This window comes from Aquimarina ulvae, assembly GCF_053613295.3.
The window spans coordinates 307,623-321,578 of sequence record NZ_JBSIBP030000005.1 but is presented as its reverse complement, the minus strand read 5'-3'; the positions used below and the strand labels follow the sequence as shown (position 1 = coordinate 321,578).

Here is a 13,956-nt window from a genome sequence, read left to right as displayed (position 1 = left end):
AGGATACAAAGGGAGTTATGCGTAAAAGCTTAAACTCCCTTTTATATTTGTTCCAAATAAAATTGTTAATAGGTTTCAAAAAAGTTAATAAATACATTGCTAAGTAACACAAAGTTTCTGCTGGCTGGAGACTGTTAAAAAATATACCATCATAAATGAATAACTATTGAATCGAATTCTAAATACATTTAAACGAATTCTATTTGGTAAAAGTCATTTAATAGTTTAGTTTAAACAGTCAGTATAATGAATCCTTAAATTTCAGGAGTTTCTTGGATTATTAACAAGTTTTAAAGCTCGTTAATTAATGAGTTAACATATATTTTTCAAAGAATTAAAGGAAATAAGATACGTTCTTTTACCTATAATGTTATTGAATACAGAATACCTTAAAACCAAACACATACAATTATGAAATTAACCAAACCCAGAATTTTAATCGCATTCTTATTTCTTGGATTGATGCTACAAGCACAAACTCCAGAAGGGGAATTAAAAAGATGGCATAAAGTCACTTTAACTTTTAACGGTCCAAACACCTCAGAGACCGCAAACCCAAATCCGTTTTCGGATTATTTATTAGAAGTAATTTTCACACATCAAGGGAGCAACAGTAGTTATAAAGTACCTGGTTATTTTGCCGCTTGCGGAAATGCTGAAAATAATAGTTGTAATTCAGGAAATAAATGGAGGGTACATTTTGCTCCAGATCGAACGGGAACCTGGAATTGGTCCGTATCCTTTAAGTCAGGATCCAATGTTGCTATAAATGGCGGTGGATCAAACGCGGGATTTATGAATGGAGATACGGGGTCTTTCAATATTGCTGAATCAGATAAATCTGGTCGTGATCACAGGGCAAAAGAAAAAGGAAGAATAAAATATGTTGGGGAGCACTATCTCAAACACATAGGAACCAATCCTAATAACCCTAACGGGGACTGGTTTGTTAAAGCTGGTGCAGATGCTCCTGAAAACACATTGGCCTACAATGATTTTGATAATACACCAAATAGAGGAAACAGAAGAAAAAACTGGAATCCCCATCAACAAGACTATGCAGTAAGCGATGCCGGCGACTATACTTGGGATGGAGGAAAAGGAACTGAGTTGCTAGGAGCTGTAAGCTATTTATCAGATAAAGGAGTAAATGCATTTTCCTTTTTGACATTAAGCCTGCACGGTGATGATGAAAATGTATTTCCGCACCTGTTAAAAGTACCTGTATCTACATATAACGGTTACAATGATGGACAACAATGGAATCAAGGTGTTCATAAAGACAGGTTCGACGTATCCAAACTTGCACAATGGGAAAAAATATTTGAATATGCAGATAAGAAAGGAATGTACATGCATTTCAAAACTATGGAGACAGAGAACGATAATATCATGGATGGAAACAATTTTGGCCGTCAGAGAAAATTGTATTATCGAGAATTAATAGCGCGTTTTGGGCATCATTTAGCTCTTAACTGGAATCTTACAGAAGAAACTACAATTCCTGATGATGTTGTAAAAAGTACAGCTACTTTTATTAAACAACAAGATCCTTATGATCATAACATAGTGATCCATACATACCCTAATCAACAGGATCAAAGGTATAATCCACTATTAGGAGATAATTCTGATCTTACGGGAGCATCCATACAGACAAATAATTTACTGAATTCTCATAGAGATGTTAAAAAATGGGTAGATAAGTCTCGCCAATCCGGAAAAAAATGGATTGTTGCATTGGATGAGCCAGGAAATGCCCAAATAGGGGTAGACAAAGACCCAAATGATAATAAATTAGTGCGTCATGAAGTTCTGTGGGCGACCTTGTTAGCAGGCGGTGCAGGTGTAGAATATTATTATGGATATAGTACAGGAGAAACTGATTTATCTGCGCAGGATCATAGATCTAGAGATAAAAAATATTCTGACGCAGCCAGAGCATTACAATTTTTCAATAATTATTTACAAGATGACCTGGTAGATATGGTTTCTTCTGATGGAGTTACCTCAGATAATAATGATTATGTTTTCGGAAAAGCGGGAGAAATATATGCGATTTACAGACCTAATGGAGGTTCTACAGGTATCAGTTTGCCATCTGGAAATGAAGAGTACGAAGTTCAATGGTACAATCCACGGGGCGGTAGTGGTTTAAGCAATGCAACCACAATAAGTGGAAACCTTGTAGCACCAGACAATAACGATTGGGTAGCGCTAGTTAAGAAAAAAGATGGAGGTGGCGGAGGTCCTGATCAATGCGTAGCTTTAGAACAAAATGGCGTAGTTGCCGTCGAAGCTGAACATTTTGAAAGTCAATCGAAGACCGATGATAGGCAATGGTATGTTTTGGATGGAAGTGGTTCAACACCAAATCCAGATCCGGATCCAGATCATTCTTCTGGAGCAAGTAACGGTGGTTACCTAGAAATTTTACCTGATACCAGAGTTACACACGATGATCCTTTAGTAAACGGAGTAAGTTTTTCTAATACTGCAGGTCAGGTAGCAATTATAAATTATAAAGTAAAATTTACAACTCCAGGAAAATACTTTGTATGGGTAAGAGCTTATTCTACAGGTTCTGAAGATAATGGAATACACGTAGGACTCAACGGTACTTGGCCGGCATCCGGAAACAGAATGCAATGGTGTCAGGGAAAGAATCAATGGACCTGGGAAAGTAAACAGCGTACAAATGCGAATCATTGTGGAGAAGCACAGCAAATATATCTAGATATTCCTTCTGCAGGTGTACACACAATTTCATTTTCAATGAGAGAAGATGGTTTTGAAATTGATAAATTTGTATTATCTAAAAGTTATACGAAACCTACAGGCGATGGTCCCGCTGAAGTCTTAGTAGATTGTGAACAAAATACGCCTCCTGAGGTATCTATTATATCTCCTGTAAACGGAGCTAGTTTCGAAATAGGAGAATCAATTCCTCTTATCGCTGAATCATCAGATAGTGATGGAACTATTGAAAAGGTAGAATTTTTTATCAATAATAATTTAGCAGCAACCGAGCGAATTATACCATACGAGACTTCAACTATCTTAGAAAACCCAGGGAGCTATACTATAGTTGCTAAATCCACAGATAATGAAGGAGCAGTGACTTCATCACAATCTGTAGATATCACCGTAGAAGATGACTCAGTTCCTCCAATAGATGTTATTGATATTCCAGGATCTTTTGAAGCAGAAAATTTTGAGATAAAATCAGGAAGTGTTCGCATAGAAGATACACCGGGAACTACATCTGATAGAAATTTAGGATTTATCCGTAATGGAGATTTTGTAGATTATGCAGTAAATGTGGATGAAACCAGCGAGTATACTTTTGATTTTTATGCTTCCAGCAAAGGAGTGGGAGGAACCGTAGAAATTGTAGAATCTGGAGCTGTAGTTGGTTCCATAGATCTTCCTGTTACTGGAGAATGGCATAATTATAAAAAATATTCTACCACAGTTTCTCTCACCTCAGGACAGAAGCCATTGCGATTATCGTTTCAGGGCGGATCAGGTTATTTATATAATATAGATAGAGTTGTAGCTACAAAGATTCAGCCAGTAGAGCAAACTATTACGCTGTCTCCAATTCACGATGCATTTTTACAAGGATCATCACGATATAATTCTGATATGGTTCGGGTAGAATTGAATAATAGAACAGGGTATTTGATGTTTGACCTTTCATCCATTAATGGAACAATTACCAATGCAGATCTTACATTTACAGTTTTTTCAGATGCTGGAAATGGAAATATAAGTATAAATAAAGGTACTAGTAATAACTGGACAGAGAATAATTTGTCTAATGCAAATAAACCGGGTAAAGGAGCGCAATTAGGGAGCCTTAATGATAATTTCCCCGTTAGAAGTACCAAAACGATACCGCTAAAAACAGCTCAGATTTTTGGTAATCGACTTTCGTTGATTATTGATGCGATCTCTGGTAATGATTTTGCATTTGCATCCAAAGAAAATGGAACAGTAGCTGAACCTACACTAATCATCACCTATACAACTAATAGGGATTATAGTAAAGATGATACTATTGTTTTTTATCCAAATCCCGTAGTAGATGTATTGCAGGTTTCAGGAGAAACGGCTGGTAAAACTGTTAAAATGTACAATTCTATAGGAGTTCTGGTTAAACAAGTGACTCTGGAAGATGGACAAAACACCATTGATATGAGTGATGTATCATCAGGGATTTATATCGTAAACATTTTACAGGTAGGTAAAACCAATAAGTTAGTTGTTTCTAAGAAAATAATAAAACGGTAAGGAAAAACGATAATAGCAAATATTAGTTAACCACTAGTATTATTTACACAAACTCAGTATAGAGAAACTGTCCTTCAAAAAAAGGATAGTTTCTCTTCTTAATTTTATAACAACACAAAAAACATTTTGTAAGATTTTCTTTCAGAAGATATAAAAAGATCTTATCACGCTCTTAACAATTGGAAAAAGTAGCAATATATAATCAAAAAAGAGAGTTGTTAAAACTTTGAACCTCACATAAATTAATAATACACAAATCATTTAAATATGAAAAAAAACGTACTAAACTTGTTACTAATCTTTTTAGGATTGCAAGGAATACAGGTTGTCGCACAATACAATTATGGAGAAGCATTACAAAAGTCAATATTGTTTTATGAAGCACAACAATCAGGAGTTCTTCCAGATTGGAATAGAATTAGCTGGCGAAGTGATGCTGGTGTAAATGACGGTCAGGATGTAGGGCTGGATTTAACAGGTGGATGGTTTGATGCAGGGGATCACATTAAGTTTGGTTTTCCTATGGCATTTTCTGTGACTGCACTGAATTGGGGTTTTTTGGAGTATAAAGATGGGTATGATGCTGTTAATCAGACAGAACATTTTAAAAGAAATATTAAGTGGGTAACTGATTATTTTATCAAATGTCATCCTTCTAAGTTTGAATTTTATGCACAAGTTTCTAAAAAGGGACAGGATCATAATTTTTGGATGCCTGCCGAGATGATAGATGTGCACCCACAATACGGACAAAGAGAGTCTTTTAAATTAGATGTAGATCATCCAGGAACAGAAGTTGTTTGCGAAACTGCTGCCGCTTTAGCCTCAGCCAGTATGATATTTAAAGATAATGATCCATCGTATAGTGCAACTTTATTACAACACGCAAAAGACTTGTATGAGTTTGGTGAAACCTACAAAGGAAAGTATACCGAGGAAGGAGAAATACCAGCAGTAGGGACTTATTCATCTGGAGGATATGAAGATGAGTTAACTTGGGGGGCCCTATGGTTATATAAAGCTACAGGGGATGATACGTACCTTCAAAAGGCAGAAGCAGCCTACGGAGAACCAGATTATTTATGGAGTTTCGTATGGGATGATAAAAGATACGGAAATATGGTATTGTTGGCAGAGGTTACTGGCAAGCAGCAATATATTGAGAATACCGAAAGACATTTACAGTTTTGGATTGATAACGATAGCGGTATCACATATTCTCCAGGAGGCCAAGCGCACCTTACACAGTGGGGATCACTTCGCCACTCTATGAATGCCGCATTAACAGCTTTAATCTTTGTAAATAACATAAGTACTCCGAATAATCAGGATTATTATGATTTTGCCGTAAGTCAAGTAAAATATGCCTTAGGAGATAATCCAAATAATAGAAGTTTGGTAACTGGTTTTGGTGTAAACCCTCCTACTAAACCACATCATAGAGGTCAACACGCTAGTTGGACCAGAAGCGAGGATATACCAGTAGAATCTAGGCATACTTTATGGGGAGCGTTGATGGGAGGACCAGGCAGTCCAGACGATGTATTTGTTGAAAACCGTTCAGATTTTCAAGCTAATGAGGTTGCTTGTGATTACAACGCCTGTTATCAAGGTGTATTAGCTAAAATGGTTATGGATTTTGGCGGGACAGAACTACTAAATTTTCCCCCAGAAGAATCATCAGGAGTTGAATTCTTAAACGAAACAAAAATTAATAGTGAATCAGGGAGGTTTACAGAATTAGCAATTTGGTTGAATAACAGATCTGCTTGGCCTGCTAGGATTCCTGGAAGTTTAACAGCACGTTATTTTATTGATATCACTGAAGGGATTAATGCGGGATATACTCCTGCTGATTATGAAATTACAAGTAGAGGAAACGGAGAAGCTACAGGAGGATTACAGGTTTGGAATGCAGATGATAACGTATATTTTGTAGAAGTGGCTATTGATCAAGACAATATGCCTTTTCCAGGAGGGCAAGGAGAACATAGAAAAGAAATTCAAGTAAGAGTTTCTGTGCCTAATAATGCCTCTGATAGCTCTTGGGATCCAACTAATGATTATTCGTATGAAGACCTAAGCAGTTCGCTCATTGAGTCAGAGAAAGTTCCTATTTATGAAGATGGAGTACTAGTTTGGGGGACGGAGCCATCCACGTCATTATCTATTACAGATTTTAATAAGCTTGGATTACAATTATTTCCTAACCCTACTAAAAATGTACTATATATTTCAGGAGATCTTATAAAGATTCAGAATTCGACTATTGTAATTTCAGGGATAACCGGAAACATAATAAAATCTACAGAAGTATCTGATGTGGTTACGGATAGTGTCTCAATATCAACTTGGGATTTATCATCTGGGTTATACTTTATTAGCGTAACAACTAAAAACGGAGTTCAAGCAACTACTAAATTTTTAAAGGATTAATATTATAGTTTTTACATTGATGGAAAAGGTGCTTATCAGTGAGCACCTTTTTTTGAATAAAGTTGTTTTTAAACAGGAAGTAATTCTATAACTAATCTCCTTATCTTTGGCAGTTATAAAAGCCAATAATGTTACAACAGTATACCAAAGAGTTTACTTATAATTTGAAGCTAGCAGCACCAGTGATGTTGGGAATGTTAGGACATACTTTCGTTGGGTTGATTGATAACATTATGGTTGGGCAATTAGGTACTGCAGAATTGGCCGCGGTATCTCTTGGAAACAGTTTTATGTTTGTTGCGATGTCATTAGGAATAGGTTTTTCTACCGCAATTACTCCTCTAGTTGCAGAGGCAGATGGAGAGGATAATTTTGGTAAGGGTAAATCAGCGTTTAAACACGGATTGTTTTTGTGTACAGCCTTGGGAATAATCTTATTCATTGGTGTATTATCAGTAAAACCCCTGATGCATCTTATGAAACAACCAGCTGAGGTTGTAGAATTGGCGATCCCATATTTAGATTTAGTGGCGGTGTCGTTAGTTCCTTTAATTATTTTTCAGGCTTTTAAACAATTTTCAGACGGATTATCTATGACGAGATATCCTATGTATGCTACATTGATTGCCAATATCGTAAACGTAGTTTTAAACTATCTATTGATCTTTGGTAAGTTTGGTTTTCCTCAAATGGACATTGTAGGTGCAGCAGTCGGTACATTGATATCCAGATTGGTGATGGTGATTTTTTTATGGGTATTTCTCAGGCATAAAGAAAAGTCAAAAGCATTTGTAACCAATATAAAATTCTTTATTCTTCAAAAAAATATGCTGAAAAAGATTGTAACGTTAGGATTTCCTTCGGCATTACAAATGTTTTTTGAAGTAGGTATTTTTACAGCAGCTATTTGGATTTCAGGAATTTTAGGCAAAAATCCGCAAGCCGCTAATCAAATTGCATTGAATCTTGCAGCTATGACCTTTATGGTAGCTATTGGCTTAAGTGTTGCAGCTACAGTTAGAGTAGGAAACCAAAAAGGGTTACAGCAGTTTGAGGAATTAAGAAGAATTGCATTTTCAATTTTTTTACTGACACTTCTCATTGAAACCATATTTGCGTTATTCTTTATAACTTTTAATAATGTATTGCCAGAAATTTATCTGGATGTAAACGATGTAGATAATTTTGCAGATAATACAGAAGTAATCAGCATTGCAGCTAAACTTTTGATAATTGCAGCATTGTTCCAGATCTCTGATGGTATACAGGTGGCAGTTCTTGGTGCGTTAAGAGGATTACAAGACGTAAAAATTCCAACGGTTATTACATTTTTTGCTTATTGGATTGTAGGTTTTCCTATTAGTTATTATTTGGGATTATATACAGCGTATAAGAGTTCAGGAATCTGGATTGGATTACTAGCCGGATTAACAACCTCAGCATTATTGTTGTATGTTAGATTTAATTACCTGAGTAGGAATCGAGTATTTAAAAAGGATACTTTATAACCTATATCGTAATCTTTTTTGATGGTTACAATATAGAGAGTTTTACTCCGTTTATTTTTTGGACTAGTTTTTGTTACTGGTCAAAAGTATATTTCATAGTAAGAAATATTTAACTATATTTCGAGTATATCTAAACCCGAAAAGAAAAGAGATGAATAGCCCAAAATCTAACCTAAGCCTTATAAGTATTGTACTTCTTGTTATTGGTGTAAGCCAACATATTTATGCACAAAACCTAATTCCAAACCCTAGTTTTGAAAACACCAATGCAGCTGTTAAAAAACTAAAGCATGAGATGAGAAATTTTGGTGTAATTGCTGATTGGAAATCATTGACCAACACACCAGACGCACACCATCCTGCAGTGAGCGAAGTTAGTTTTGCTCATAAAGCACCTGGTTTTTTAAATCAGTTTGGTCCGCAAGAACCTAGAACAGGAGCATCTAAAGTTGGTTTATATATAACAAGTAATAATACCAAAGAATCTATTGTAGCTAAATTAGTAAGTCCGCTAAAGGCAGGTAAATATTATTATTTTCATATGTATGTGTCTCTTGGAGAGGGAAGAGTAAGTAATTCCTGTACTTCTTCTATTGGTTCTTATTTTACAGCAAGAGTTCCAAGAATTACCGAAACATCTACTTATAAATTACATATAGAATCGTCTGAGATGATCTGTGATACCAAGCAATGGACAAAGGTGTGTGGAGTCTATAGAGCAAGAGGAACTGAAAAATATATCTCATTAGGTTACTTTTCAGATAATCCAAATGGAAAATCATTACGGTCGGGTTCAACATTTAGTGATGCATATTATTATATTGATGATGTGGAGCTAAGAGAAATGCAGAATGTACAGGGTATTGATGTAGATAATATTTGCAATATGGCTTTAGACTTTTCAGATATTGAATATCTAATTGGAGAAAGTGAAGTTTATGAAGAAATTAAAGAAGCTTTGGATTCTTATTTACAGTATCTTAAAGTGTTCAAGTTTAACAGTATTAAAATCGTTGGACATGCGAATGATTCTGAAATTGAATTCGAAAATGATATTCTGTCATCTGCCAGAGCTGGTTTCGTAAAGGAATATTTAGTAGAAAACGGGATTGATGAATCCTTGATTGAGTATGTGGGAGTTAGTAATACAGAACCTAAAGAAGGAGAAGATATAGACAATTCAGAACTAGGATCTAACGCCAGAGTACAGATCATTATAGAATAGAAAAGATCAAATATATACAAGAGGTAAATTTTAGTTTTAGAATTTACCTCTTGTTGTTTTTGTTACTTTGATCCTAAACTTCGTAGCTTTGTTGCACATAATTTATAACACATGAGTTTTCCAAAATTCTTATTAGGAGATAATACTGATTATCCAGAAGCTATCTTTGTTATTCATACAGAGTTTCCGAGGTTTATTATAAATCTACAAAATGATGAAGTTGAATGGCTAGAAGAATTTGACAAAAGTGATGAAAAAGAATTAGAAAGCGAAGCTGAGAACCTATTTCAGGACGCGAATGATTTTTACGATCGAGAGATTGAACGTTATGAAAAATAATAATAAACAATATTCACGAATATTATACATGTAGTATTTATAAATAATTTATGGAAGAGCTCATACAGTTAGATAAAGATGTAATGATTTTCTTAAATAACCTGGGAAGTGTTACTTGGGATGGTTTTTGGTTGTTTATGACTGAGAAATTTTATCAAATTCCGCTTTATATTACTTTACTTTATTTTTTTCTTAAATATTTTGGCGCCAAAGGAACATTACTCACCTTATTTACAGTAGCGCTTTTGATTACCGCATCAGATCAGATTTCGGTATTATTTAAGAATGTATTGGTAATGCGTCCCAGACCTTGCCGGGCAGAAGGTGTGGCAGAGTTTTTAAGAACGATTGAAGTGAACTGTGGTCGTTTTGGTTATTTCTCAGGACATGCTACAAGTTCCATGGCACTTGCATTTTTTACAGGTTTGACACTACAAAAACATCTAAAGTACATATTTCCATGTATGGTGATTTGGGCATTGGTGGTTAGTTATAGTCGGATTTATCTTGGAGTTCATTATCCATTAGATGTAATAACCGGTCTGGTTACAGGTATTATTTTAGGTTTTGGAGGATATAAGTTGCACGCATTTCTGCAGACAAAATATGGACAACCAAAAGGTTAAAGAATTATATTCAATGTTTAATAACCTTGATGATGCTGTTCTCTTCTAACAAAAGAAAATAGATGCCATTTTCATAGGAGGACATAGCTATTTTTTTGGTATTACCCTGTTTAAGTTTTTTTCCGGAATTGTCTACCAGTTTCCATTGGCCAGGGTTTCTAGTAAGGTATATAGCATCAGAAGTTGGGTTCGGATATAATATGGTTTTAGTGACTTGTATTTCTGGTACAGAAAGCGCTTGATCACACTCCTCTGGTGTCGAGAACTGGAGTCCAGTATCAAAATCTTCGTTTAGGTTGATCACGATATTCTCAAAAATTAAGGCTTCCCCTAAAATTGAAGTTATCCTAAGAGTCATTGGAGATGAAATTCCAGAAGTTTCAATAAAAAAGTTAAATAATTCTCTATTCGTATTTTTCCAGGTATTATCTGGTAACTGGTATTCCATTTTGGATATAGCATAATTAATATCCCTAAACTGAATCGCTGTCCAGAATTCACTGGAGCCCTCTTTAAAATTGATTTTAATAGTTTCAGTTGTTGGCGTTATTTCGCAAGGTATAAATTTCCACGAAATAGATACTCTGCCTTCAATAACATCCGCAATCATAGAAAAAGCCTCCATAGTCATATCTACATCACCAGGATTACATTCTGGACAACGGTCTACTATTGTAAGAACAACACTTCCTTTTGCGCCGGTTACTTCAATACAAGCTCCACAGGCATTACTGCCATTGTAGTCAAAGTTGTTCAAAGCACAATGCATATAATCTCCTGCAACAACTGGCAACGAACAATTACCAAAAGTACCTCCTGCTACGCCATCATAAAATGTGCCTTCGCCAGTATGTACAGTATTATTGCATTCCTGAGCAGACATTTTTACAGTATATATAACGAATAGTAAGTAGAAAAAATAAGTAAGTGATTTCATGGTAATTAAATAGAATTTTATGAAGAGTATGAATACGTCAGCTAACGATAAAAAATATATCTTTTAAAGGGTATTTGATTTTACTTACGACGAAACTTTTTCGTTTCTTTCTTTTTACTGAAAAGCCTTTTTAAAAAATTATCCCTTTTTTCGGGCTCACAGTCTAGATCGTCAAGAACAGTATCCGGAGTTTTTTCAAAATCACTTTTGGTAATAGGATTAAAATTAGGATCCTCATTCATTTTTTGATAAAGTTTAGCAAAAATCGGAAGAGCAGAATTTGCACCTTGACCCAGTGAGGTACTTTTAAATCCGATAGCGTAATTATCATTACCGACCCAAGAAATTGTTACAAGTTTTGGGGTAATACCTACAAACCAGCCGTCTTTATTATCTTGAGTGGTGCCAGTTTTTCCGGCAATTTCATTTTTTAATCCGTAAACAGATCGTAATCTTTTTGCCGTTCCTTTGTTTATAGTAGACTTCATCATTTCCAGCATTATCTGTCTGGTATAATCGCTAAAAACTGGTTTTTCTGATATTTTGGGTTCAAACGAAGCAATAATATTTCCCTTTCTATCTTCTATTTTGGAAATGTAGAATGGTTGTACAGTTTTAGAGCGATTTACATAACTTGCATAGGCACCTGCTAGTTCTTTGATTTTTATTCCTGCTGTTCCTAAAGCTATTGATGGTTGTTCGGGTAACTTTTCTGTGATTCCCATTTTTTTTACTTGTTCCAGAACGTTCTTAACGCCAACTTCACCAATTACTTTTACAGCAATGGTGTTGATCGAATTGCTCAATGCGGTTTCCATGTTATAATTGAGGAAAGGGTCTTTTTCTTCAGAAGAATTTTTTGGTGTCCAATCCTTTAGATTCGTATAAGTTACTTCTTTGACAGGAAAATAGGTACAGGGCTTTATGCCTTTTTCTATGGCTGTTGTGTATACAAAAGGTTTAAAGGTAGAGCCTACTTGTCTTTTGCTTTGAGAAACATGATCATATTTGAAATACCTGTAATCAATACCACCCAAGTATGCTCTAACAGCTCCATTAGTAGGGTCAACAGCAATCATCCCGGCATTCAAAAATTTTAGGTAATGTTGTATACTATCTCGAACAGAAATTGTTTTAGTGATATTTCCTTCCCACCCAAAAAGTTCCATCTCTCTTTTAACAGCAAAAGAATCTGCAATCTGTTTTTGGCTAAGACCTTGTTCCTTATATTTTTGATAGGTAGGCAATTGTTGCAAGGCATTATCAAGTATGCTAGTATTTGTTTTCCAGGGAGCTTTGGTACCGTACTCTTTTTCATAGGCCATTTGTAAATCCTGCAGATGCTCCTTCATTACTTGTTCTGCCAGTGATTGCATCTTATAATCCAACGTAGTATGAATAATTAATCCGTCTTTGTAGATGTTATACGTACTACTATCTACTTTTTTATATTTCTTAAGAATACTATTAAGTTCTTTTTTTACTTCCTCTCTGAAATAAGGAGCCAAACCAAGATCATGATTGAAATATTGATAATCTAACGCTATGTTTTGATTGGATACTCGATTGGCTACACCTGATGTGATATATTCATATTTTACCATCTGTTGTAAAACCACATCCCTACGTAATTGACTTCGCTCAGGAAAAAGTCTTGGATTGTAACTGTGATTTGCTTTTAAGCTTCCAACCAACGTACACGCTTCTGATAAGGTAAGCTCTCTAGTAGGCTTATTAAAGAACTTTTGTGAAGCACTTTCGATTCCATAGGTATTATCAGGAAATGGAACTGTGTTGAAATATTGTGTAAGAATTTCTTCTTTGGTATATATTTCCTCAATACGTTTGGCAATAATAGATTCTTTAAGCTTGTTGACTATCACACTAAAATATCCATAGTCTTTTCGTCCAAAAATGTTTTTTGCTAACTGTAAAGTAATGGTACTTCCTCCACCAGAAGATTTGTCCTGTAACAGTATCGTTTTGAAAAACACCCTTAATAAGCTGATATTATCTACACCATCGTGATCATAAAACCGAACATCCTCTGTAGCCACTAATGCATTTATCAAATGTTGAGGAAGATCATTATGGATTATGGGTTGACGGTCATAAATGAAATATTTACCGATCAACTGGCCGTCTTTATCCAGTACCTGAGTTGCTTCGGCTTGCTTTAATGAACTTAATTCTTCTTGGTTTGGAATTTTTCCCCACAATCCAAAATAGATACTTGCGTAAAAAATTGTAAAAACCAAAACAAGTCCCCCAATAGTAATTAAGGTCCATTTAACCCATGTTTTTTGAAAAAGCTTATGTGTCATATTGTTTGGTTAGTGATAACGCAGAAAATAATTAATTATTGAATAGATAATTACCATTTAATTATAAATTTTATAGTAATGAAAATACGTACTTTTTTTGAAGCTTATTTGTCAAAATTTTGATTTTTTTATTTTAAATTGTAGTAGTGAAATAATTTAACATCATCTCAAAATAAGATTAATCGAAGCACAGCAGAAAAAATAGTGCTTCTTCATGTATTGTAGAAAATAATATAACATATAATAGAATCTTTTATTTACTATC

General features: G+C 34.8%; 8 protein-coding genes. 6 read left to right on the top strand and 2 right to left on the bottom strand.

The window, feature by feature from the left end:
• Positions 1-411 precede the first annotated feature (411 nt).
• From ACWGOQ_RS13465 to ACWGOQ_RS13440, 6 genes are all read left to right on the top strand, one after another.
• Positions 412-4,296, top strand: coding sequence for a carbohydrate-binding protein (locus tag ACWGOQ_RS13465; protein ID WP_452058670.1), 3,885 nt, complete (start codon positions 412-414; stop codon positions 4,294-4,296).
• Positions 4,297-4,563: 267 nt separating this feature from the next.
• On the top strand, positions 4,564-6,732 hold the full coding sequence (locus ACWGOQ_RS13460) for a glycoside hydrolase family 9 protein (protein ID WP_452058669.1): 2,169 nt from the start codon (positions 4,564-4,566) through the stop codon (positions 6,730-6,732).
• A 125-nt stretch (positions 6,733-6,857) separates the two neighbouring features.
• Positions 6,858-8,240 carry an MATE family efflux transporter gene (locus tag ACWGOQ_RS13455; protein WP_452058742.1) on the top strand — a complete coding sequence of 461 codons (1,383 nt, stop codon included), beginning with the start codon at positions 6,858-6,860 and terminating at the stop codon, positions 8,238-8,240.
• A gap of 151 nt (positions 8,241-8,391) precedes the next feature.
• A complete protein-coding gene (locus tag ACWGOQ_RS13450; RefSeq protein ID WP_452058668.1) occupies positions 8,392-9,465 on the top strand; it encodes an OmpA family protein in 1,074 nt (357 codons plus the stop codon).
• Positions 9,466-9,576: 111 nt separating this feature from the next.
• Positions 9,577-9,804 carry a DUF8828 family protein gene (locus tag ACWGOQ_RS13445; protein WP_452058667.1) on the top strand — a complete coding sequence of 76 codons (228 nt, stop codon included), beginning with the start codon at positions 9,577-9,579 and terminating at the stop codon, positions 9,802-9,804.
• Positions 9,805-9,854: 50 nt separating this feature from the next.
• Positions 9,855-10,430 (top strand): phosphatase PAP2 family protein, encoded by a 576-nt coding sequence (locus ACWGOQ_RS13440; protein ID WP_452058666.1) that lies wholly within the window; start codon positions 9,855-9,857, stop codon positions 10,428-10,430.
• A 10-nt stretch (positions 10,431-10,440) separates the two neighbouring features.
• Here ACWGOQ_RS13440 and ACWGOQ_RS13435 read toward each other — a convergent pair whose 3' ends face one another.
• Complete coding sequence (locus ACWGOQ_RS13435; RefSeq protein ID WP_452058665.1) at positions 10,441-11,367, bottom strand: expansin EXLX1 family cellulose-binding protein; 927 nt, start codon at positions 11,365-11,367, stop codon at positions 10,441-10,443.
• An 80-nt stretch (positions 11,368-11,447) separates the two neighbouring features.
• Positions 11,448-13,691: a transglycosylase domain-containing protein gene (locus ACWGOQ_RS13430; protein WP_452058664.1), complete on the bottom strand. Its 2,244-nt coding sequence runs from the start codon at positions 13,689-13,691 to the stop codon at positions 11,448-11,450.
• Between the last annotated feature and the right edge of the window lie 265 nt (positions 13,692-13,956).

Excerpts from the sequence above, each read along its gene's own strand:
- ACWGOQ_RS13465 (WP_452058670.1), top strand. The coding sequence starts at position 412 with ATGAAATTAACCAAACCCAGAATTTTAATCGCATTCTTATTTCTTGGA.
- ACWGOQ_RS13460 (WP_452058669.1), top strand. The coding sequence starts at position 4,564 with ATGAAAAAAAACGTACTAAACTTGTTACTAATCTTTTTAGGATTGCAA.
- ACWGOQ_RS13450 (WP_452058668.1), top strand. The coding sequence starts at position 8,392 with ATGAATAGCCCAAAATCTAACCTAAGCCTTATAAGTATTGTACTTCTT.
- ACWGOQ_RS13445 (WP_452058667.1), top strand. The coding sequence starts at position 9,577 with ATGAGTTTTCCAAAATTCTTATTAGGAGATAATACTGATTATCCAGAA.
- ACWGOQ_RS13440 (WP_452058666.1), top strand. The coding sequence starts at position 9,855 with ATGGAAGAGCTCATACAGTTAGATAAAGATGTAATGATTTTCTTAAAT.
- ACWGOQ_RS13435 (WP_452058665.1), bottom strand. The coding sequence starts at position 11,367 with ATGAAATCACTTACTTATTTTTTCTACTTACTATTCGTTATATATACT.
- ACWGOQ_RS13430 (WP_452058664.1), bottom strand. The coding sequence starts at position 13,691 with ATGACACATAAGCTTTTTCAAAAAACATGGGTTAAATGGACCTTAATT.